The 22,548-nt window shown below is 33.1% G+C and carries 23 protein-coding genes; 8 read left to right on the top strand and 15 right to left on the bottom strand.

What is annotated here, in order from left to right:
• Positions 1-79: 79 nt before the first annotated feature.
• Both QM746_RS06635 and QM746_RS06640 read left to right on the top strand, forming a co-directional pair.
• On the top strand, positions 80-2,068 hold the full coding sequence (locus tag QM746_RS06635; protein WP_414985126.1) for a M13 family metallopeptidase: 1,989 nt from the start codon (positions 80-82) through the stop codon (positions 2,066-2,068).
• A 55-nt stretch (positions 2,069-2,123) separates the two neighbouring features.
• Complete coding sequence (locus QM746_RS06640) at positions 2,124-2,822, top strand: hypothetical protein (RefSeq protein ID WP_414983499.1); 699 nt, start codon at positions 2,124-2,126, stop codon at positions 2,820-2,822.
• Between the two features lie 84 nt (positions 2,823-2,906).
• On the opposite strand, the gene QM746_RS06645 is transcribed toward QM746_RS06640, so the two are convergent.
• The 3 genes from QM746_RS06645 to QM746_RS06655 all read right to left on the bottom strand — a co-directional run bounded on the left by QM746_RS06645 (position 2,907) and on the right by QM746_RS06655 (position 6,630).
• Complete coding sequence (locus tag QM746_RS06645; RefSeq protein WP_414983500.1) at positions 2,907-3,452, bottom strand: hypothetical protein; 546 nt, start codon at positions 3,450-3,452, stop codon at positions 2,907-2,909.
• A 192-nt stretch (positions 3,453-3,644) separates the two neighbouring features.
• Positions 3,645-5,273 carry a leucine-rich repeat domain-containing protein gene (locus QM746_RS06650; RefSeq protein ID WP_414983501.1) on the bottom strand — a complete coding sequence of 543 codons (1,629 nt, stop codon included), beginning with the start codon at positions 5,271-5,273 and terminating at the stop codon, positions 3,645-3,647.
• A gap of 127 nt (positions 5,274-5,400) precedes the next feature.
• The gene (locus QM746_RS06655; RefSeq protein ID WP_414983502.1) at positions 5,401-6,630 is read right to left on the bottom strand and encodes a leucine-rich repeat domain-containing protein; all 1,230 of its coding nucleotides are present in this window, start codon (positions 6,628-6,630) and stop codon (positions 5,401-5,403) included.
• A gap of 271 nt (positions 6,631-6,901) precedes the next feature.
• Here QM746_RS06655 and QM746_RS06660 point away from each other — a divergent pair, with 271 nt between their 5' ends.
• From QM746_RS06660 to QM746_RS06670, 3 genes are all read left to right on the top strand, one after another.
• The gene (locus QM746_RS06660) at positions 6,902-7,123 is read left to right on the top strand and encodes a hypothetical protein (protein ID WP_414983503.1); all 222 of its coding nucleotides are present in this window, start codon (positions 6,902-6,904) and stop codon (positions 7,121-7,123) included.
• Between the two features lie 92 nt (positions 7,124-7,215).
• Complete coding sequence (locus QM746_RS06665; protein ID WP_414983504.1) at positions 7,216-7,965, top strand: DUF6261 family protein; 750 nt, start codon at positions 7,216-7,218, stop codon at positions 7,963-7,965.
• Positions 7,966-8,094: 129 nt separating this feature from the next.
• On the top strand, positions 8,095-10,131 hold the full coding sequence (locus QM746_RS06670; protein WP_414983505.1) for a M13 family metallopeptidase: 2,037 nt from the start codon (positions 8,095-8,097) through the stop codon (positions 10,129-10,131).
• Between the two features lie 348 nt (positions 10,132-10,479).
• On the opposite strand, the gene QM746_RS06675 is transcribed toward QM746_RS06670, so the two are convergent.
• The 12 genes from QM746_RS06675 to QM746_RS06730 all read right to left on the bottom strand — a co-directional run bounded on the left by QM746_RS06675 (position 10,480) and on the right by QM746_RS06730 (position 18,615).
• Positions 10,480-11,082: a hypothetical protein gene (locus tag QM746_RS06675; RefSeq protein WP_414983506.1), complete on the bottom strand. Its 603-nt coding sequence runs from the start codon at positions 11,080-11,082 to the stop codon at positions 10,480-10,482.
• Positions 11,083-11,132: 50 nt separating this feature from the next.
• A complete protein-coding gene (locus QM746_RS06680; RefSeq protein ID WP_414983507.1) occupies positions 11,133-11,597 on the bottom strand; it encodes a hypothetical protein in 465 nt (154 codons plus the stop codon).
• Between the two features lie 63 nt (positions 11,598-11,660).
• Positions 11,661-12,302 carry a Crp/Fnr family transcriptional regulator gene (locus tag QM746_RS06685; protein ID WP_414983508.1) on the bottom strand — a complete coding sequence of 214 codons (642 nt, stop codon included), beginning with the start codon at positions 12,300-12,302 and terminating at the stop codon, positions 11,661-11,663.
• Positions 12,303-12,306: 4 nt separating this feature from the next.
• Complete coding sequence (locus QM746_RS06690; RefSeq protein ID WP_414983509.1) at positions 12,307-13,590, bottom strand: acetyl-CoA hydrolase/transferase family protein; 1,284 nt, start codon at positions 13,588-13,590, stop codon at positions 12,307-12,309.
• A gap of 251 nt (positions 13,591-13,841) precedes the next feature.
• Entirely contained in the window at positions 13,842-14,270 is a 429-nt protein-coding gene (locus tag QM746_RS06695; RefSeq protein WP_414983510.1) for a CBS domain-containing protein, read from the bottom strand.
• Positions 14,271-14,392: 122 nt separating this feature from the next.
• The gene (locus QM746_RS06700; protein ID WP_414983511.1) at positions 14,393-15,037 is read right to left on the bottom strand and encodes a hypothetical protein; all 645 of its coding nucleotides are present in this window, start codon (positions 15,035-15,037) and stop codon (positions 14,393-14,395) included.
• 95 nt (positions 15,038-15,132) lie between these two features.
• A complete protein-coding gene (locus QM746_RS06705) occupies positions 15,133-15,948 on the bottom strand; it encodes a lysophospholipid acyltransferase family protein (RefSeq protein ID WP_414983512.1) in 816 nt (271 codons plus the stop codon).
• A 92-nt stretch (positions 15,949-16,040) separates the two neighbouring features.
• Entirely contained in the window at positions 16,041-16,670 is a 630-nt protein-coding gene (locus tag QM746_RS06710) for an NUDIX hydrolase (protein WP_414983513.1), read from the bottom strand.
• A 235-nt stretch (positions 16,671-16,905) separates the two neighbouring features.
• Positions 16,906-17,289, bottom strand: coding sequence for a DUF3037 domain-containing protein (locus QM746_RS06715; protein ID WP_374360338.1), 384 nt, complete (start codon positions 17,287-17,289; stop codon positions 16,906-16,908).
• Positions 17,276-18,055, bottom strand: coding sequence for a HipA family kinase (locus tag QM746_RS06720; RefSeq protein ID WP_414983514.1), 780 nt, complete (start codon positions 18,053-18,055; stop codon positions 17,276-17,278). Before QM746_RS06720 ends, QM746_RS06715 begins: the two co-directional genes overlap by 14 nt.
• Positions 18,056-18,067: 12 nt before the next feature.
• The gene (locus tag QM746_RS06725) at positions 18,068-18,367 is read right to left on the bottom strand and encodes a type II toxin-antitoxin system RelE/ParE family toxin (RefSeq protein WP_414983515.1); all 300 of its coding nucleotides are present in this window, start codon (positions 18,365-18,367) and stop codon (positions 18,068-18,070) included.
• Positions 18,364-18,615, bottom strand: a complete 252-nt coding sequence (locus QM746_RS06730; RefSeq protein ID WP_374360344.1) for a type II toxin-antitoxin system ParD family antitoxin — start codon at positions 18,613-18,615, stop codon at positions 18,364-18,366. Before QM746_RS06730 ends, QM746_RS06725 begins: the two co-directional genes overlap by 4 nt.
• Before the next feature lie 141 nt (positions 18,616-18,756).
• Between QM746_RS06730 and polA the strand changes: the two genes are divergently transcribed.
• From polA to QM746_RS06745, 3 genes are all read left to right on the top strand, one after another.
• Entirely contained in the window at positions 18,757-21,588 is a 2,832-nt protein-coding gene (gene polA / locus QM746_RS06735; RefSeq protein WP_414983516.1) for a DNA polymerase I, read from the top strand.
• 224 nt (positions 21,589-21,812) lie between these two features.
• On the top strand, positions 21,813-22,208 hold the full coding sequence (locus tag QM746_RS06740; protein ID WP_414983517.1) for a hypothetical protein: 396 nt from the start codon (positions 21,813-21,815) through the stop codon (positions 22,206-22,208).
• 26 nt (positions 22,209-22,234) lie between these two features.
• Entirely contained in the window at positions 22,235-22,504 is a 270-nt protein-coding gene (locus tag QM746_RS06745; RefSeq protein WP_414983518.1) for a YciI family protein, read from the top strand.
• The last annotated feature ends 44 nt before the right edge of the window (positions 22,505-22,548 follow it).

The raw sequence follows: 22,548 nt of genomic DNA on the forward strand, positions 1-22,548 counted from the left end.
TTTTCAAAAAAACGACTAAACAAAATATAATTTAAAATCTATTATGAAGAAAATTTTTAATATTGCTGCAATAGCTTTCATGGGCTTTTCGGCGAGTTCTTTTGCTCAAGACAAAGGTGGTTTGGAGCTTCAATACATGGACACTTCTGTTCGTCCGCAAGACGATTTCTACAACTATGTAAACGGAAGTTGGATGAAAACAGCTCAAATTCCTTCTGATAAATCTACTTGGGGAAGTTTTAATAAACTTGCAGAAGATACAGATAACAATTCTTTGAGTATCTTAAACACTCTTTTGAAAGATAAATTTGCAAAAGGTACCGAAGGTAAAAAAATTCAGGATTTATACGCTACTTACATGGATATGAAAAAGCGTGATGCAGACGGAATTACACCTATTAAAGCAGATTTAGCAAAAATTGATGCTATAAAAACCGTTGCAGATTTACAAAAATATCTTATTGCAGCTACACCAGAAGGCGAAAATCCTTTCTACTCTTGGGGCGTAGATGCTGATATGAAAAACAGTAAAATGAATGCAATCTATCTTGGTGATGCAAGATTAGGTTTAGGAAGAGATTACTACCAAAAAGTAAACGAAAAAAATACAGAAGCTCTTGCAGAATATACCAAATATGTAGCTTCTATGTTGCAAGTTTTAGGTTATAAAAACGCAGATGCAACTGCTAAAAAAATTGTTGATTTCGAAAAATCTATCACTCAAACGTTATACACCAACGAGCAAAGTAGAGATTCTAACCTTTTTTACAATCCTAAAACGGCTGCAGAACTAAAAGAACTTTCTAAAAACGTAGATTTAGCAGGTTACTTAGCAAAATTGGGCGTTAGTTATGATAAAGTAATTGTTGGAGAAATTAATTATTACAAAAATTTAGATAAATTCATCAATCCAGAGAATGTTTCTTTGATTAAAGATTACATGAAATTCCATTTGCTTTCTGGTAGCGCATCTTATTTAAGCAAAGATTTAGACGCAAAAAGATTCGATTTTTATGGTAAATATCTAAGAGGTCAACAAGAACAAAGAGCACAAAACAAAAGAGCATTCGAATTGATTAATGGTTCTCTTGGTGAAGCTTTCGGCAAATTGTATGTAGAAAAATATTTCCCAGCAGAAGCAAAAGCTCAAATGGTAGAATTGATTGATTATCTAAAGGAAAGTTTTGCTCAGCACATTAATAATTTAGCTTGGATGTCTTCTACAACTAAAGAAAAAGCACTTACAAAGTTGAATAAATTTGCTGTAAAAGTAGCTTATCCAGACAAGTGGAAAGATTATTCTAAACTTACAATCCTTTCTGAAAAAGAAGGAGGTTCACTTTACAAAAATTTACAAAACATTACTGCTTGGCAATATCAAAAAGATTTAGCTAAAATTGGTAAACCAGTAGATAAATCAGAATGGGGGATGACGCCTCAAACCGTTAATGCTTACTACAATCCGTTGAATAACGAAATTGTTTTCCCTGCGGCTATTCTTCAGTCACCATTCTTCAATCCAAAAGCTGATGCTGCGGTTAATTTTGGTGGAATTGGTGCAGTAATTGGTCACGAAATTACTCACGGTTTTGATGATTCTGGAGCGCAATTTGATTCTGAAGGAAATCTTACCGATTGGTGGACTCCAGAAGACAAAGCAAGTTTCGAAAAAGCTACAAAATCTCTAGCTGCTCAATACGACAAATACGAACCAGTGAAAGGAACTTTCGTAAACGGAACTTTCACCAATGGAGAAAATATTGCGGATTTAGGTGGTGTAAACATCGCTTATGATGCACTTCAAATGTACCTTAAAGACAAAGGAACTCCAGGCTTAATAGAGGGTTTCACGCAAGACCAAAGATTTTTCTTAAGTTGGGCAACTGTTTGGAGAACCAAGCAAACCGAAAAAGCTGCCGTGAGCCAAGTAAAAGTAGACCCGCATTCTCCGGGATATTTCAGAGCTTTTGGCCCGCTAGTGAACACCGAAGCTTGGTACAAAGCTTTTGATGTAAAAGATGGTGATAAATTGTACAAAAAACCAGAAGAAAGAATTAAAATCTGGTAGATTTTTAGAAATATTAAGGAAGAGTTTCTAATTCTTTCCGATTAAAATAACTCTTTTGAAGAGTAAAATTAGCACCACCGAAAATTTCGGTGGTGTTTTATTTGGAATAAAAAGTTATATTTGGTATAAATATGAAAACTTATTCATGAAAAACTTAGAAAATCTACAATCTTATCTGCCTTTAGGATATTTATATCTGGTGATTTTGGGAATTATAAAAGAAACAGTTCACTTTTATCAATTAGGAATCAATATTTTGAAATATTCTACTTTGATGGATATTCTCATTGGGCCTATTGCAGATTTAATGTCTCATCCTTTAATTGTAATTGGGTTTTTGTCTTTATTATTTGCTGGATTTCAGTTGATGAAAAGAATTTTTAATAAAGGAAGCGAAAAATATTTCCATGCTTTTTTCGGGAAAAATAAACCCAGAGAAGAATTTACCAATCAGGATTTTAATAGAAAAATAATAGAATTTTTTGCGTTTTTAATGGCTTCTTTTTTCTTAGGAATTGGCTTGGGAGAAGGGAGAATGGTGGCAGAAAAATCTAAAAAAAATGATTTGAAATACAATTATAAACTTAATTATAATACCGGAGAAGCAGAAGAAGTTTACTTGGTAGATAATAACAGTGTTTATTATTTTTATTTCTCAAAAGGGGATAAGCATTTGAAAATTGCACCCATTTCTACAATTAAAAATTTAGAAATTATTCACAACAAAAGATTAGATGACAACGAAAAGAAATAGAACTTACAGACCAGCAACCGAAAGATAGTTTTAAGGAATTAAAAATTTTGTACACAATGAGGAAATAGTTATTGGCCGAATTTTTTATTTATAGGTTATTTTATTTTTACCTATTGTTTCTTCTATTTTAAAAATTCTATAATTTTCATCGAAATAATATTTACCAAAGTCTAAAATATGATTATTTGGACCAGTGAAAAATAATTGTCTAGAATAAACTCCTTTCGATTCTTTTTTGAAAATTTCTGTTCCTAATTTCCAATAATTTATTGGATTTGAATCTAATTTATTTTCAATTATTTGAGGATGTTTAGTGAGAAAGATATAAGAATTTTGGTCTATACTATCTTTATTCTTAATATTAAAATAGTTATAATATTCGCCTTTTACATTTAGCAAAATCATTTTTGTTTTATATTTTTTAGTATTGCTATTAAAACAAGATATTTTTAAGAATTTTTTTGTAGAATAGTCAAACAGATAAGATTCAGTAGGAATTTTTATAGAGTCTCCGTTTTCTTTTTTTAAAAAATAATATTCTTTATCGGGTTTCAGTTCATAGATGTTTTTTTTGGTTTTATTGCAACCAATTATTAGGAAAAAAAATATAATCAATTTCAGAATTCTCATTTCAATTGCATTTTTTGATAAATTGGCGAAGGACTACTCAGTAGTTTTGTTTAATTAAACTTGCTTCTTACAAAACACTAAAGTAATTCCCTTCGGATGTTTTAGTTTTTTTGTAAAGTTAATAAAAAAGGCTCAGGTTATTACCACCCAAGCCTTTATTTTAAAAAGAGAAAACTTCATTAAAAAGTTTTCTTATTTCTTCATTAGTTTAAAGTTTTCGGTACCTTTTTCTGAGAAAATAGAAATAATATACATTCCTTTTGGCAGTTTTGTAACATCTATTTTGCCATTTTCAAGATGGTTAAGAGTTGATACAATTCTACCATTGGTATCTGTAATATTAACTTTAGAAATCTTAATGTTTTTAGCATTTTGCACCATCACAAAGTCTGTTGCAGGGTTGGGATATATTTTTAGGTTGTTAGCAGATTGCGTGTTAGAAGTATTAAGCGTGCCAAGACTATTAATGGTACTAAAATCTTTCCAAACATTAGCAGATTGATAGGCAGATACAGAGCCAGACGGTACATTTAATGCACAAGTAGATTTATTAACTCCCTGAAAAACCGCTGAATTAATAGTTAAAGGTGTTGTAATGTGGCAGTCTATAGAAGTTAATCCTGTACAACTATTAAACGCATTGTCTCCAATAGAAGTAACTGAATTAGGAATAGTGATGGAGGTTAATCCTGAGCAAGACATAAAAGCATAAGCACCAATAGAAGTAACGGAATTAGGTATGGTAATAGAGGTTAATCCTGTGCATAATCGAAAAGCACTAGCTCCAATAGAGGTAACCGAATTAGGAATAGTGATGGAGGTTAATCCTGAGCAAGATTGAAAAACACTAGTTCCAATAGAAGTAACCGAATTAGGAATAGTGACAGAGGTTAATCCTGAGCATAATTGAAAAGCATTAGTTCCAATAGAAGTAACCGAATTAGGAATAGTGATGGAGGTTAATCCTGTGCAAGATAAAAAAGCACTAGCTCCAATAGAAGTAACCGAATTAGGGATAGTGATAGAGGTTAATCCTGAGCAAGAACGAAAAGTATTAGCGGCAATAGTAGTAACAGAATTTGGGATGGTTACAGAGGTTAGTTCTAAGCATGAATCAAATGCAAAAGCTCCAATAGAAGTGACCGAATTAGGAATAGTAACAGAGGTTAATTTTGAGCATCCTTGAAAAGCATAACTATCAATAGAAGTGACCGAATTAGGAATAGTGATGGAGGTTAATCCTGAGCAGGATTGAAAAGCATAAACACCAATAGAAGTAACAGAATTAGGTATGGTAATAGAGGTTAATCCTGAGCATAATCGAAAAGCATTAGATCCAATAGAAGTAACAGAATTTGACAAGATTGCAGAGGTTAATCCTGTGCAGCCATAAAAAGCATAGGTTCCAATAGTAGTAACGGAATTAGGAATAATGATGGAGGTTAATCCTGTGCAGCCATAAAAAGCGTAATTACCAATAGAAGTAACAGAGTTTGACAAGGTTGCAGAAGTTAATACTTTGCATCCTTGAAAAGCATAATTACCAATAGAAGTAACCGAATTAGGAATAGTGATGGAGGTTAATCCTGTAGAGTTATTAAAAGCACTAGCTCCAATAGAAGTAACAGAATAGCTTGTCCCACTAATAGTTACTGTAGAAGGGAGGTTAATGTCTCCACTTGCGCTACTAGAATTTCTAATTTCTACATAATGGTTGGTAGCATCTGTAATGTAATATTTGATATTGTTGCTGGTGTAATCTTGCGCGTGTAGCAAAATTACAGTAGCCAAAAGGCAAAAAAAAGTACAAATTTGTTTCATGATTTTGATTTTCATTGAGTTATATAATACTTATTATTAGTAAATTTTTAATTCGTCAAGTATAAGCTCAGGTTATTACCACCCAAGCCTTTATTTTATAAAGAGAAAACTTCATTAAAAAGATTTCTTATTTCTTCATTAGTTTAAAGTTTTCGGTATCTTTTTCTGAGAAAATAGAAATAATATACATTCCTTTTGGCAGTTTTGTAACATCTATTTTGCCATTTTCAAGATGGTTAAGAGTTGACACAATTCTACCATGGGTATCTGTAATATTAATTTTAGAAATCTTAATGTTTTTAGCATTTTGCACCATCACAAAGTCTGTTGCAGGGTTGGGATAGATTTTTAGGTTGTTAGCAGATTGCACGTTAGAAGTATTAAGCGTGCCAAGGCTCTTAATAAGAAAGTCTTTCCATACATTAGCAGATTGATAAGCAGATACTGAGCCTGAAGGTACGTTTAAGGCACAAGTAGATTGGTTAACACCATCAAAAACCAATGAGTCAATAGTCAAAGGAGTTGTAATATAACAGTCTATAGAAGTTAATCCTGTACAACTAGCAAAAGCATACTCACCAATAAAAGTAACAGAATTAGGAATAATGATAGAGGTTAATCCTGTACAACTAGCAAAAGCACCAGTATTAATAGAAGTAACCGAATTAGGAATAGTGATAGAAGTTAATCCTGAACATTCATAAAAAGCAATGTCTCCAATAGTAGTAACCGAATTAGGAATGGTTACAGATGTTAATCCTGTACATGATTGAAAAGCACCCTCATCAATAGAAATAACAGAATTAGGAATGGTTACTGAGGTTAATCCTGTGCAAGTAAAAAATGCATAACGACCAATAGAAGTAACCGAATTAGGAATAGTAACAGAGTTTAATCCTGTACAATAAAAAAAAGTGCCCTCTCCAATAGAAGTAACAGAATTAGGAATGGTGATAGAGGTTAGTCCTGTGCAATAAGAAAATGCATAATTACCAATAGAAGTAACAGAATTAGGAATAATAATGGAGGTTAATCCAGAGCAAGAAGAAAATGCATTACCTCCAATAGAAGTAACAGAATTAGGAATGGTGATGGAGGTTAATCCTATACAAGATTCAAATGTTCCTGCTCCAATAGACGTAACAGCATAGCTAATGCCATTAATGGTTACCGTAGAAGGGAGGGTAATGGCTCCACTTGCGCTACTAGAATTTCTAATCTCTACATAATGATTGGTAGCATCTGTGATGTAGTATTTAATGTTGTTTGCGGTGTAATCTTGTGCGTGTAGCAAAAATACAGTAGCCAAAAGGCTAAAAAAGGTAAAGATTTGTTTCATGTTTTTTTTGGTTTTCATTTAGTTATATTGTTGTTTTTAATAAAAAAAGTTTCTTTTATTAAAAACATTACAAATGTATTTTATTTTTAATCTGTAAACAATATAAATAGGATGTATTTTAAAGAAAATATTCAATTTTATTCTTTTATGGAGGCTGTTTTGTAAAGATTTATGTTATCTTGAGCTTTCATCATTATTCTATTTTATACTCATTATGTTTTTTGTTAAATAAATGATGTTGTTTTCGGGCTATTTATTACATTTGTAATGATTAAAACTAAAATATACCATGGGAAATCTAGACAAAGAGTTCAGAATAAAACCTATAAGAGAACAAAAAAAGTCTTTCGCAAGAACAATTAGCCAATTTCTTAGCAATAAAAGTAAAAACCAAAACAGTTTCACTTCATCCCAAGTTGGGAAAGTTAAAACTAAAAGAGTTTCACTTCGTCCCAAGTTGGGAAAGTTAGAACCAAAACAGTTTCACCTCGTCCCAAGTTGGGAAAGTTAGAATCAAAACAGTTTCAGCTCGTCCCAAGTTGGGAAAGTTAAAACCAAATACAGATAACCATTTCTAAATACTAAAATCTAAAAACCATTATTATGGAAAAACTAAAACTTACCCCTCTTTACACACAAGGGTTACACCACTCAGAATTTGGGCAATTTATTATTCGTTTTTACGAAGATTTTGCCAAAACCAGTTTAGATGCTTCCTCAGATGAAGATTTCAAGACCATGTTTGATGCGTTGCAGGCTAAAATTACTACTTACAACAAAGCGTTAGACCAAATTCGCGCCAGCGAAGAGTCTAAGAAAATTGCAGAAGCAGACCGCACCAGAGATATTGATGTGCAAGCATTGAAAGACAGTATAAAACCGTATAGAAATATAAAATCTGATGCCGAAGCTAATGCTTTTACCGCTATTAAAATAGTGCTAGACCAATACAAAGGGGTAGAGAATAATGCGTATGAAGAAGAAACCATCAAAATAAATACCTTGCTTGCCAAGTTGCAATCTTCAGATTATTCTGCACATATTACCACTTTGGGAATTGCCAAGTTTATAACAAAATTATCTTTGTCTAACGCTGCTTTTAATGATTTGTTTGCGCATCGTTCTTATCAAAATTCTCAAAAAGAAAAGTATGACGTAAAAGCTTTAAGAAAAGCGATGATTACAGATTATCATACGATGATAAATTATATACTCGCCCTTGCCAACGTAAAAACAGACACTTTTTACAAAGACGTTTTGGCAGTAATTAATAACAGTAGAAAATATTTTTCGGATGTTTTAGCCCGCCGAAATGGTACTCCGCCAGAGCCATTAGCTAATACTTCTAATTAATTATACCTCACCAAAGTTTTCTTTTATTAAGAAAGCTTTTTTTTATTCTTATTGAAACAATCTATAGTTTTTTACTACTTATTAAAGTATCGATTAATAAATTTGAGACTTAAAAAAAATTATTTGGTTATGAAGAAAATACCTTTTTTAGTTTTAACTACAGCTGCAGTGCTGTCTTTTAATTCTTACCACGCTCAGAAAAAGGCAGAAGGAACGGGCATTAACCTCCATTTGATGGATACCAGCGTGCGCCCACAAGACGATTTCTTTAATTATGTAAATGGGAACTGGGTTAAAACTGCTGTTATACCTTCGGATAAAGGTTCTTGGGGAAGTTTTAATGAACTTCGTGAGAAAACAGACGAAAACTCTTTGGCAATTCTTAAAAATATTCTTTCGGAGAAATTTGCTAAAGGTACCGAAGGACAAAAAATTCAGGATTTGTATGCTACTTACATTGATTGGAACAAAAGAAATGCAGACGGAATAGAACCTATTAAAACTGATTTAGCGAAGATAGATGCCATCCAAAATCTTACAGATTTTCAAAATTATATAGACCAAGCTACACTTACCGGCGACAATCCTTTCTATGCATGGAGAGTAGGTTCGGACATGAAATCTTCTAATGACAATGCTATCTATTTAGGTGGGCCTGGTTTAGGAATTGGTAAAGATTATTACCAAAAAGAAAACGAAGCCAATACCAAAACCATTGCAGAATATACCAAATATGTTTCTAAGGTTTTAGCTATTTTGGGTTATCATAACCCAGATGAGACGGCTGCTAAAATTGTAGATTTGGAAAAGAGATTTGCCAAAACACTTTTAACCAACGAAGAGGGTAGAGATGCTAACAAAAGATACAACCCAAAATCTGTAGCCGAACTTAGTGGCTTAGTAAAGAATGTAAATCTGCCAGAATATTTACAAAAAGTAGGGGTAAAAACAGATAGAGTAATCTTAGGAGACCTTAAATATTACCAAGCTTTGGATGGTTTTATCAATCAAGAAAACTTGCCTTTGCTGAAAGATTACATGAAATACAATATGCTCTCTGGTAACGCGGGTTCTTTGGACAAAAGATTAGACGATTTAAGGTTCGATTTCTATGGTAAATACCTTCAAGGTACGCTAGAGCAACGCTCTATGGACAAAAGAGGTTTAGAAGTAGTAAACAGAGTTTTGGGTGAGGCTTTCGGTAAATTGTATGTAGATAAATATTTCCCGGCAGAAGCAAAAGCAGAAATGGTAACTTTGGTAGATTATCTTAAAAAAGCATACCATCAGCACATTAGCAATCTTACTTGGATGAGCGCAGAAACCAAAGCAAAAGCTTTAGAAAAATTGAGCAAATTTAATGTGAAAATTGCTTATCCAGACCAATGGGAAGATTATTCTAAATTAACACTTCTATCTCCTGCAGAAGGCGGAACTTATTATAAAAATACTCAGAATATTTCTGCTTGGGGTTACCAAAAAAATCTAGAAAAAATAGGTAAGAAAGTAGATAAAACAAAATGGGGAATGACACCTCAAACGGTGAATGCATATTACAGCTCGTCTAACAACGAAATTGTTTTCCCTGCGGCAATTCTTCAACCTCCTTTCTTCGATTTCAAAGCAGACCCTGCGGTTAATTTCGGGGGAATTGGTGCTGTAATTGGTCACGAAATTTCTCACGGTTTTGATGATGGTGGTTCTAGGTTTGATGGTGATGGTAATCTAAACAACTGGTGGACGAAAGAAGACCGAGAAAAATTTGAAGCCCTTACCAAAAGATTAGGCGAACAATACAGCAAATACGAACCCGTGAAAGGAACTTTCGTAAACGGAACCTTCACCATGGGCGAAAATATTGCAGATTTAGGTGGTGTAAACATCGCTTTTGATGCACTAGAAATGTACCTTAAAGACAAAGGAAAAATTGGTAAAATTGACGGATATACCCAAGAACAAAGATTTTTCTTGAGTTGGGCAACCGTTTGGAGAACCAAATCTACTGAAAAATATCTCATCAATCAGGTGAAAACAGATTCTCACTCTCCAGGTATGTACAGAGCAGTTGGTCCGCTAGAAAATACTGATACTTGGTACAATGCTTTCAAAGTGAAAGAAGGAGATAAGCATTATAAAACGCCTACAGATAGAATTAAAATCTGGTAAGCACCTCCATTTTTTTCTTCTGAAAAAATATCTCTCAAGAAGAGAAACACTAACCACCGAAATTTCGGTGGTTTTTTATATAATTTTATGAACAGTGGTTCTTTCTAAAATGTAAATGTCGCAGAGCGACTAACTTTTGGTAGAAAAAACAAAAAGATTGGGAGCTCCGGAGGAGCGACATATTGGTTTCGCTCCTCCGGAGCTTCATTCTTTACGCTGTGTAATATTTCTATCCATATTTTGCTCCTTTGGAGCTGTACACTCCTCAAATACAATCATGTGGACTGAAGTAAACCTTACTGAATTATTATAAAAGGAAATGGAAGAGTGTATTGATTTTCTGAAATCTTAACTTTTTATAATGGCATTTTTCTTAATGTCTTTTAAAATTTTCCTTAGGTTCTTTTTAGATAAAGTTTCAGAAGAGTAATGAAAGCTGGGGCCTTTTGTCTCTTTTTCTCTTGACTGAGAAGAATATACTTTTTGGTAGTAAATTTTCTTTACATTCTTTATATCGTATATTTCTATAATTGCAAAAGCTTCATTACTGGCATATTGCATTTGTTCTGATGGTTCTACTACAGATAATCCGTTTCTAACTTTTTTAGTGTAAATATTTACTAAATAATTAAAATCTGTAGAATTTTTAAACTGTTCAATATCTTCTATTTCTGGACTGAAAGGAATTCTTCCCGTAATTAAATTTTGAGATTTTGCTTTTTCTAAATTGTAGACATTTCCTGAGCTTAATTCATTAAATAACGAAAAAACTTCTTTGTTTAATTTATCTCTGTCGTAAGAATTTAAATCTGTATAGCTATTATTAATGAGCCATTTGTCTTGTTTTGTGAAAACTAAAGTTTTGCTATATCCATTGTAATCTCTTTTTGCATTTACAAAACAACTTTGTAGTACTATGCAAGATAGCAAAATTAATAACATTTTTTTCATGGTGAATAGAGTAGATATGATTGTTAAGTTATTGGTTTTTAATGATTTTTTTAATATTTTTTAGAAGAGTCTATATCAATCCAAACATCGTTGTTGCTTATATTAACGAGGCATAAAACACCTTCTCTTTTTTGTAGAATAAAATTGAGAGTATAAGGCAAGTCTAAGATTTTACCTTCTAATTTGTCTGCTCTTACAGAGATGTGATAGTCTCTTTTGATGGCGTCTCCGGTGTATAATTTAGATGTCTTAGCGTCGGTTTGTTTGTCGTCTGTAAGTTCTATTAACGTGATTTTGTTGTCATCAGAAAAATTAATTACATTTTTGTAAACCACTTTATTGATATTTTTAACCCAAACAAATTTTTTACCACTAAGGTTTATATCGATGATAGTTTTGTCTATTTTTCTGTTTTTCTCGAGATTTTCTAGTCGCTCGTTTATTTTGCCAAGACGTTGTGCATTGGCGCCAATAAAACAGAAAAGCAATATTACTATGGCTAGTGTTCTTTTCATGTTTTCTTTATAGTTTGTGGTTGCCAAATTACAAAAATTTATTCACGAATAATTGATTATTGTTTAGGATTCTAAACTTTTTTTGCATCGGCAATAGGTTTCTGGTGTAATTTGTAGATAAGACGCTATTACTTTGTCGGTTAATCGAGGTTCTATATCGAGGTATTCTTTCAAGAAGATTTCAGTTTTTTCCTTTGGAGAATAAGAGGTGAGGAATTCTAATCTTTTTAAATGAAAATTCTCAAAGTCTTCTAATGTTTTGGTGTATATTTTTTGAGCAATTTCAGATTCTTGAGTCAGTTTTCTGAAATCCTGAGAGCTAATCATAAGCAAAGTTCCTTTTTCTAACGCTTGAATAGTAGCCACCGAAGATTTTTTCTCTAAAAAACTCAAGAGAACGGTGCAAAACTGATGCTCTTTTCTAATAAGTCTGGTAAATTCTGTGCCATTGGCATTAAGATGAAAAGTTCTTAAAATTCCATTCACTACAAAATACAGATGGTTACAAACTTCGCCGGCGTTTAATAAAATCTCGTTTTTCTCTACATTTTTCACAACAAACAATCGTTGAATCATTTCTTCATCATCATTGGTGAGTTCTGTGTATTTTTTGGCGAGATGTATTAGAGTTTCGTGTTCTTTCATGGCTTTCATTTTCAGTATAAAATTAAAAAAAATCCTGAAAGTATAATTTTCAGGATTCATTTTTTTATAGATAATGTGCTTTAAACCTTTCAAAACAGAATCTATCTAGCATTTCTCTGTCGTCTGGATGTGCTATTCCAATTAAAGCTTGTGCCCTTTGTCTCATGTTTTTGCCATAAAGATAAGCAACACCATATTCTGTCACCACATAATGAATGTGTCCTCTTGTAGTAACCACGCCAGCTCCTTCTTTTAGATGAGGTACAATTCTAGGGATTCCTTTTTTGGTTCTGGAGGTAAGTGCAATAATAGGTTTTCCGCCTTCAGAAAGCGCTGCTCCACGTATAAAGTCCATTTGCCCGCCAATTCCAGAATATTGATAAGTGCCAATAGAATCTGCACAAACTTGCCCCGTAAGGTCTACTTCTATAGCAGAGTTGATGGCGATTAATTTTTTGTTTTGAGCAATTACCATAGGATTGTTCACATACGTTACTTCCATAAAGGCAAAAGACGGATTGTTGTCTATATAATCGTATAATTTTTTAGTGCCGAAACAGAAAGCAGTAATGGTTTTGTTGTTGTTAACGCCTTTAAATTTATTATTGATAATGTCTTTTTTAATTAAATCTACTGCTCCGTCTGAAATCATTTCGGTGTGAATTCCTAAATCCTTATGATTGTGAAGCGAGTTAAGCACCGCATCTGGAATGGTGCCAACGCCCATTTGCAAAGTAGATTTATCGTCTATTAAATCTGCAATGTACTGTCCTATTTTGGTTTCGTCTGCTGTTACTTTTGCACTGTAATCTATGGTAAGAAGTTCGGTTTCGTGCCAAACCATTTTAGCAATTCTCTCTACGTGTATCATAGAATCGCCAAAAGTTCTTGGCATCTTAGGATTTACCTGTGCTATAATTAATTTTGCGCTATCTACCGCACTTCTTGCCACATCAATAGACGTTCCTAAGGTACAATAACCATGTTGGTCTGGTGGTGAAACCTGCACAATGGCTACATCTAAAGGCAGAATGTTATTTTTGAAAAGCAAAGGGATTTCGCTAAGGAAAACGGGTACATAATCTCCTCTGTCGCTATTTACTGCTTCTCTTACTGGTGCCGAAACAAACAACGAATTGATGTAAAAACTATCTTTATACTGCGGTTTTGCAATTTCTATTTCGCCTTGCACGGTAATAGAAACCACTTCTACATTTCTTAGTCTGTGCGCTTGTTTTGCCAATTCTGTTACAAGATAATTGGGGGTACAGGCACTTCCGTGAAGAAATATTCTGTCATTGCTTTTGATGATTGATAAAGCTTCTTCGGCAGAAACGTAGTGATGCATATATTCTTTTTTTTAAGTTATTTTTTGATTTTACACTTTTACAAAAATACATTTTTTTCTCAATCATAAAAATGAGATTTGTCAATTTTGGGTGCTTATTTTTAAGAATTTTGTCATGTTGTTTTTGTAAATGCTTTATTTTGGTTAAAAATAATATTCAAAAATTATCATTTTGACATTGATGTTTTACTAGAGTTAAGGCAAAAATAAACCTTCAATCTGCATTGAAGGTTAGATTTATAAGTAAATTTTTAATTAGAAATATAGTTGGTAAGATTGTCTATTACTTCTTTTTGATGCAACAAAATTTCGTCTAAAATATCTTTCATAGAGATTAGCCCAACCAGTTTTTCGTCTTCAATCACGGGGATGTATCGCACATTGTGTTGAGACATCACTTCCATACATTTTTCTATTTTATCAGATTCTGAAAACTTCGGAAGGTCTGTTCGCATAATTTCTTTTACCAAAACATCTTTAGACCTTCGGTCTTGCAAAACAATTTGTCTGGCATAATTTCTTTCGGTGATAATTCCCAAATATTGTTCTCCGTTCATTACAATTACAGAACCTATATTTTTTTCTGCCATCATTTTGAGTGCTTCAAAAACGGTTTCGTTGGCGTCAATAGTTGCTAGATTTCTAGATTTTCTGTCGAGGATGTGTTTTATCGTTCTCATATTCAGTTTGTTTTGGTGTTCAAGATAAAATTAATAAATATTTTCACTTGTAAAACATTTTATTGAAAATATTTTTCTTCAATAAAAAAAGAGAGGATAAAATTGCCTTTTGAGGCTGTTTTCTAGAAATTCATTACGGCTTCGTAGAAATCTTCTTCTAAAAGACCTAGTTGCTGGCAAATGTATCTTGCGCCTTCTAATTGATGAACAAGAGCAAGGTCTTGAGTGTTAAGAGAAATATTGCCAAGTTCTGTTTCTAGAGCAATGGTATCGTTTTTAGTAGAAATGTTTGGTTTTTTGTAAGGGAATTTTCTGAAATAATTCTGAGAATTTTCTGCTAAATTCGTTAACGAAGCATTTTCTTCGTTGTAAACCAAAACGCCACCCGAAGTAATTTTAGCAATAAAATCCGAATAGATTTCACTATTTTCATTGGGAATATCTGTAATAAGTGCAATGTTGGCGTGTAAATTTCCAAAAAAATTGTTCGGAATAGCTTCTATAATCACGAAATCATTTTCGGTGCTAAGTTGCGCGTTGCTATAATTTTCGTCTGTTATAAAATCGGTTTCAATCCCATGAAATTGAAGAACGTGAAGAATAACAGCTGTAATTTCGTTTCTTTTTTCTGTGCCAGTAATTACAACTCTTGTTTTATTTTTGGTGGCTTCGTAGATTGTGTTTTCTATGTTTTCGGTTTTAATATCACCGTTATAACCCACTTCGTTTAGTGCACTTGCCAATTTATTAGAAACCATTTTAATCATTCAAAAGTTAAATGTAAAGAAAATTAAAAGTAAAAATTTAAAATTTAAAAGTTGGAATTCAAAAGTAAAAACTCGAAAATTCAAATATTCGGAAACTAAGATTGTGTTTCGTTTTCTTTGGTTTGTTGTTTTTTTCTTTCCTGATATTCTTTTTCGTATTCGTGTAGAACGTTATGCTCTGGAGTTTGCTCTATCGCATTCATTATTTTGTCTAGAATTTGTTGAGCAGTATCGTTGTCATAATCTATATCCAAAGCAGGTTTGAAACACATGGTAGGTTCTACACCTGTAACTTTTATTTTGAGACCTTTCTTATCAAAAGCTCTTCTAAAACCATTAATTTTGATAGGAATTACAATAGAACGCTGTTGCTGTACCAGCTTTGCCGTTCCTTTTCTGCCTTGTGCATAAGCAGAAGTGGTGCCTTGTGGAAAAGAGATTACCCAGCCATTATCTAAAGCTTTCATAATATTTTCTACTTCTCTCATATCTACCATTCGGTTTACATTTTTTCCTTCGGCGCGCCAAGTTCTTTTTACAGTAACAGCACCTGCCAATTTAAAAATTCTCGCCAAAATCCCTTTATTCATGGTTTCTTCGGCAGCTACATAGTAGAAATCTACTTTTGGATTGAGCAGATAAACCGGATTTTTGATGGTGTTGAGGTAACCATTGTTTACAGAGCAAAAAACGTGATACATTGCCGCTACATCTGCAAAATACGTTTGGTGATTAGACACAAAAAGAACATTGGTTTTGGGTAAATTAACCAAGTTTTCTGTTCCGGTAATTTTCAATTTGTTGAAACCATTAAATCTTCTGTAGGAAATCATTCCTAAGACAAAAATGATGAATCTTTTTAAGAAATAAATATTACCAAAAGAATCCGTAAAAATGCTTTTCTTCGCCATTTTAAAACAGCTTTTAGCCAGTTTAAATTAAACACAAATGATTGTAAGTCCTCATTTCATTTTCTCATCTTGAGAAGAAATGGTTTGCAAAGTTAAACATTTTTTAACAACTGATTCAATTCACTTAAAATCATTGATGTGGCGCCCCAGATTTTATGGTCGTTAAAATCGATAAAAGGTACTTTGTAGCCTTTACTTTTTGGTAATTCTGTAATTTCTGGCGGATTGGGAAGATGGTAAATTAAAGAAAGTGGAACTTCTAAAACTTCTTGCACTTCAGCTTCTTGAAACTTGAAAACCGGAGTTTCTTCTAAGTAAGACAAAAACGCATAAACAAAAAAATTGCTTGGCGGAATGTAAATAGGAGAGAGCTCTTTCAAGATTTTGATTTGCGGTATTTCTACGCCTATTTCTTCCCAAGTTTCTCTAAGTGCAGTATCTGAAAAATCTTCGTCTGTATCATCTTTTTTACCTCCAGGGAGAGAAATTTGTCCAGAATGTCTATCGTTTTCGTTGTGGGTTCTGTGGATAAGTGGAAAATACCAATCTCCGTTTTTAGGATAAAGCAAGATGTTTACCGCAGCATATTTAGGATTTCTCGCCAATATTTCTTCATCTGAAAGCAACGAACGATAAGGTGGAGCATAAATTCTTTGTGCTTCAAAACCTCCTAATTCTGCATCATGCAACTGCTGTAACAATATTTCTGCTGAAATCTTCATCTCTCAAAAGTAATGATTTTTTTGGAGAGATTTTTTTAAGAAAATGTTAAATCTTAATAAGATTTTTACTACTCAGGTTAGGGTTTCAGTCGAATCTCCTTTTACGTTTGTTCGTGGTTTCTTCGAGAAAAGGTACCTTTTTCCGAAGAAGACTGGGAGGATTCACGAGCAAACCACGACTAAACCCAGAAGAAGAGTAGAAGAATTGACCGTTTTAGAATTTTCGAGGCGATTTTTATTTTACCAATTCTTCAAAAAGTCTATCAAAAGTTTTGTCTAAATCTTTAGATTTTCCGGGATGAGGTCTCGAAGTTTGAATTACAGCACTTCTCACAGCTGTTAGCCAACGAAATCTTTCTGGGATGTCTAGCAAAGCAATTGGTCCGCCTTCTTTTTCGCCTTTGGCAACTTTCTGGAAATTTTCCAGATTTTTGAAAACTTCTTCGTAGTCTAATTTGCTGTGCATCAGTTGGAATTTGTCTTTACAGAGATAAAATTCAACTCTTATGTATTTCTGTTTCTTAGAAAACATCACCAATCCTATGTTGAAAAATTCTTCTCTTTCAACCTTTGGTACAAGCCTTATAACGGCATATTCGTATATTTTATCCTCTTGCATTTTTGGCTTCGTTTAAAAAGATTTCAGAATTTTCTAATCTGGTTTTCATGAAATTAAAATAAATTTCTCTTATTTCTTCTGGCGATTCATCGGCATCGTTCCATTGCAACCAATCTTCAGGAATTAAATGTACAATTTCTTTGAAAATTTCCTCATTTAAAACTGATTTTGCAAAAACATCTGCTTCGTCTAGTTTTGTAGCTTGAGGCAATAAAACGTGGTCTTTCACATATTTGAAAGGCGTTTTAGCTGCTGCATCAAAATTCTGCCAAGAATGATGAAAATAAAATGAAGCACCATTATCAATCACCCAAAGTTCTTTGTGCCACCAAAGCAAATTGGTATTTTTGAAAGTTCTATCAATATTAGTAATAAAAGCATCCAACCAAACAATTTTTGAAGCCAAAAGCGCATCAATTTTCATGCTTGGGTCGTAAGCAATTGCTCCTGATAGATAATGCAGACCTAAGTTTAGACCTTCAGAAAACTTCAATAAATCCTGAATTTCTTCGTCAGCTTCTGTTCTCCCAAAATCTACATCCAAATTCGCGAAAACCAATTCTGGAATTTTCAATCCTAAAACTTCGGCAATTTTTCCGCCTAAAAGTTCAGAAATCAGCATTTTAACACCATGACCAGCGCCACGGAATTTCAAAACATATTTAAAATCGTCATCAGCTTCTGCCAATGCAGGCAAACTTCCACCTTCACGAAGCGGAAGAATGTAGCGCATTACCGTTACTTTTCTTAAGTTTAAGTCTTTCATTGTTCTTGCGTCTTATTCTTCAAGTCTTGGGATAATATCCATTTTTTGATGAAGAATTCTTATAATTTCTATTTCGTTTGATTTTAAATTAATTCTGTAAAAAATGAAATGTGATTTTACTCTACTGCGGAAATAACCTTTTCTTACTTCTTCAAAACTTTGTCCGTTTTTAGGATTTTCTGCAAGGTATTCTATTTCGTTCAAAAGCAAGTTGAAGTAATAATCTGCTTGTTCTAGAGACCACATTTCGAAAGTGTAAAGCCAAATTTTCTCTAAATCTTTTTCTGCTTCAAGACTTATTTTGTAATTCATGAATTGCCAGTGTGTTTTTCATGAATTTTATTTAAAAATGAATCTCTATTAAAGTCCTTAGAGAAACCAGATTTTTCACCTTTTTTCAGTTCATTAATAAGCAAAGACTTTTTAGATTCTTCGTGTTCAAAAATTCGTAAGGCAGTTCTTATAACTTCACTTGCAGAAGAAAATTTGCCAGACTTTATTTGTTCTGAAATAAAATTTTCAAAATATTCGCCTAACAATATGGAAGTGTTTTTTGCCATTGCTTTAAATTTTATCCAAATATACCAATAATTGGTATTTAAAAATTATTTATTTTGAAAAAAATCTTCAACTCTTAACTTCTCGAAAATTTCTTCTAACTTCTAACTTCGTACTTCCTACTTTTCCCTATCTTTGCTTTTATGACAAATTCTGCCGACAAAAGACTGTATCTTATTGATGCTTATGCCATGATTTTTCGTGGTTATTACGCACTTATCCGAAATCCTAGACTCACTTCCAAAGGTTTAGATACTTCTGCAATTTTTGGGTTTACCAATTCTCTTATCGAGCTCATCAGAAGAGAAAAACCTTCGCATTTGGCAGTGGTTTTTGATGTGGGAAAAGCCAGTGTAAGAACAGATGATTTTGCAGATTATAAAGCCAATCGTTCGGAAACGCCAGAAGCGATAAAAATTGCCGTTCCGTACATTCATAAGATTTTAGAAGCCATGCATATTCCAATTCTTGGAGTAGAAGGTTATGAAGCAGATGACGTTATCGGAACTATTGCTTGCAAAGCCGAAAAAGAAGGTTACAATACTTTTATGGTAACGCCAGATAAAGATTTTGCACAGTTGGTTACCGATAAAATTAAAATCTATAAACCTGCTATGAAAGGTGGCGATGTAGAGATTTTGGGCGTAGATGAGGTGAAAGCCAAATATGAAATTGAAGACCCAAAACAAGTGATAGATTTTCTTGCAATGATGGGAGATGCAGTTGACAATATTCCGGGATTAGAAGGTGTTGGCGAAAAAACAGCGATGAAATTTCTAAAAGAATATGAAAGCATCGAAAATCTTTTGGCAAATACTTCTCAACTTAAAGGGAAAATTAAAGAAAAGATAGAAAATTCTGCCGAACGTGGGATTTTGTCTAAAAAATTAGCAACCATTATTTGTGATGTTCCCATTGAATTTCACCAAGAACAATACGATTTAGAAATTCCTGACTTTGAAAAAGTGAGAGAAGTTTTTGATGAAATAGAATTCCGAAGATTGTACGAGAATTTGTACCGAGCATTTCAAAAGTCAGACACTTCGACTCCGCTCAGTGTGACAAACGATAATGATGTCAGGCTGAGCGTAGTCGAAGCCCAACAACCAATCCAACTAGACCTTTTTGCCAATTACGAAGAATTAGAACAGGCGACTTCCACCAAAAAAACGGTGAAAGATAATGACCATTTGTATCAATTTATAGACATGCCAAAAGCACAGAAAATTTTAGTCAAAAATTTAATGGCTCAAAAAGCAGTTTGTTTTGATACAGAAACTACTTCTCTCAACGAGTTAGAAGCCGAATTGGTAGGCATGAGTTTCAGTTACAGAAACGGTTTGGCATATTACATTCCGCTTTCGGAGAAAAGAGAAGAAGTATTGGAAACGTTAGAAATTTTCAAACCATTTTTTGAAAAAGAAGACGTTCTAAAAATTGCCCACAATTTAAAATTCGATTATAAAGTGCTTCATCAATACGGTGTGGAAATCAAAGGAAACCTTTTTGACACGATGATTGCACATTATCTTCTGAATCCAGATGGAAGACACGGAATGGATTATCTTTCGGAAATGTATCTTAATTACAAACCTGTTTCCATCGAAACTTTAATTGGTAAAAAAGGAAAAAATCAAGGAAATTTCAAAGATGTAGAAATCGCAGATGCGACAGAATACGCTGCGGAAGATGCTGATATTACCTTCCAATTGTACGAACTTTTTGCGCCTCAACTCAAAAAAGAAAACCTCGAAGAGTTATTTTATAACATAGAAATGCCTCTAATGAAGGTTTTGGCAAAAATGGAATTGGCGGGAGTTTCTCTTGATGAAAATTGGCTGAAACAAGAAAGCATTGATTTAGAAAACGATTTAAGGAATTTAGAAAAAGAGATTTTTGAACTTTCTGGTGAAGAATTTAATATGAATTCACCAAAACAATTGGGCGAAATTTTATTCGAAAAAATGCAACTCGACCCGAAAGCCAAAAAGACAAAAACCGGACAATACGCTACTTCCGAAGATGTTTTGCAAAAATTAGCAAGCAAACACGAAATTATTCAACATATTTTAGAGTACAGAACTTACCAAAAACTGAAATCAACTTATGTTGATGCGTTGCCAAGTCAGATTGATAAAACCGACAATAGAGTTCATACCAATTTCTCGCAAACTACTGCTGCTACAGGAAGATTGGCTTCCGTAAACCCGAATTTGCAAAACATTCCGATTAGAACTTTGCGTGGTCAACAAATCCGTGGAGCATTTGTTTCGGGTGAAGACAAAAAGATTATTTCTGCCGATTATTCTCAAATAGAATTGCGCCTAATTGCCGAAATTTCTGGTGAGGAAAATATGATTAAAGCCTTCCAAAATGGGGAAGATATTCATGCTTCTACTGCTGCGAAATTATTCGGAATTCCTTTGGAAGAAGTTACCAAAATACAACGTTCACAGGCAAAAACCGTGAATTTCGGGATAATTTACGGACAAGGTGCTTTTGCTTTGGCAGAACAAACCGGACTTTCTCGAACTGAAGCTAAACAACTCATCGATTCGTATTACGAAACCTACCCAAAATTAAAAATCTGGATGGCAGAACAAGTTCATAAAGCGAGAGAATTGGGTTATGTAGAAACGTTATTCAATAGAAAACGTCATTTGAAAGACATTAATTCTGCGAATTTTGTAGTGAAAGCTCACGCCGAAAGAAACGCTGTAAATGCGCCAATACAAGGTTCTGCAGCGGATATTATTAAAATTGCGATGATAAACATCGATAAAATTTTTGAAAAAGAAAAATTGAAAACCAAAATGCTGCTTCAAGTTCACGACGAATTGGTTTTTGAAGCACCAACCGAAGAAGTAGAAGTGGCAAAATACCTCATAAAAACCGAAATGGAATCTGCGGTGGAAACGCAAGTTCCGCTTTTGGTGGAAGTAGGTGTTGGTAAAAATTGGTTGGAAGCTCACTAGAATTGAGAATTGAAAGTTGAGAATTGAAAATGAAGATTACCTTGTCATTGCGAGGAACGAAGCAATCTAAAAATTATAAAATTTTATTGAGTTAGTTTAGAATTGAAAATATTTTTGCTTTGTAGAAGCAAAAGGTTTGTAGGAAAATTATCAATAGGAACGGGCTTTAGTCCGTTTTCAGAATAAATAAGATTCAATTGGCTTTAGCCAAAATTTAAAATATTATGAAAATATTAAAAGCTTTTTTAGTTTTAATAATTGCAAGTGTGATCTTTTTAAATTGCGAAAAAAGTAATTTATACGTGAATGCAAAATATGATTTTTTACTTGATAAACCTTTTGGATTAATTATTGAAAATACAGAAGCTCAAAATGACGTTAGAATATATTATGGAAAAATTGTTAAAGTTGATGGTATTTATTTTTTTCTAAATGCTGATAAATCCATAAGTGTTAGTTTTGATGAAGAGCAATTGGCAAGAATCAAAAAAGTACCTAAGGAAATGAAAGGGAATGTAAAATTTTTGCAAAATTGTGAATACTCTCTTTGGATGAAAATGGGAGATATTGATAAATCTTCAAAAAAAATGAGGAATACAGGGATTATTTGGAAAAAATAAAATTAAAACCTAAAATCATAAAAAACATGAAAACAGTAGTTCTTTACGAAACCGCTCCAGACACAACCATGGAGAAAATGATGGAAGTTTTCCCGGCACATCAAGCCAATGAAGAAATTTTTGTGAAAGCAGGAAAAATTTTGGGAATAGGTCCGTTTGCCATTCCGGGAGATGGAGCAATGGCGATTTTTACGGATAAAGAATCTGCCGAAGAATTTGTAAAAGGCGATCCTTTTGTAACCACAGGATTGGTATCAAAAGTAATTATTAAAGAATGGCATGACGAATTAATGTAAATTTTTTTTTATTGATTATTTTTTGAAATGATTACACTTTTATA

Source organism: Cloacibacterium sp. (assembly GCF_047601505.1).
GTDB lineage: Bacteria > Bacteroidota > Bacteroidia > Flavobacteriales > Weeksellaceae > Cloacibacterium.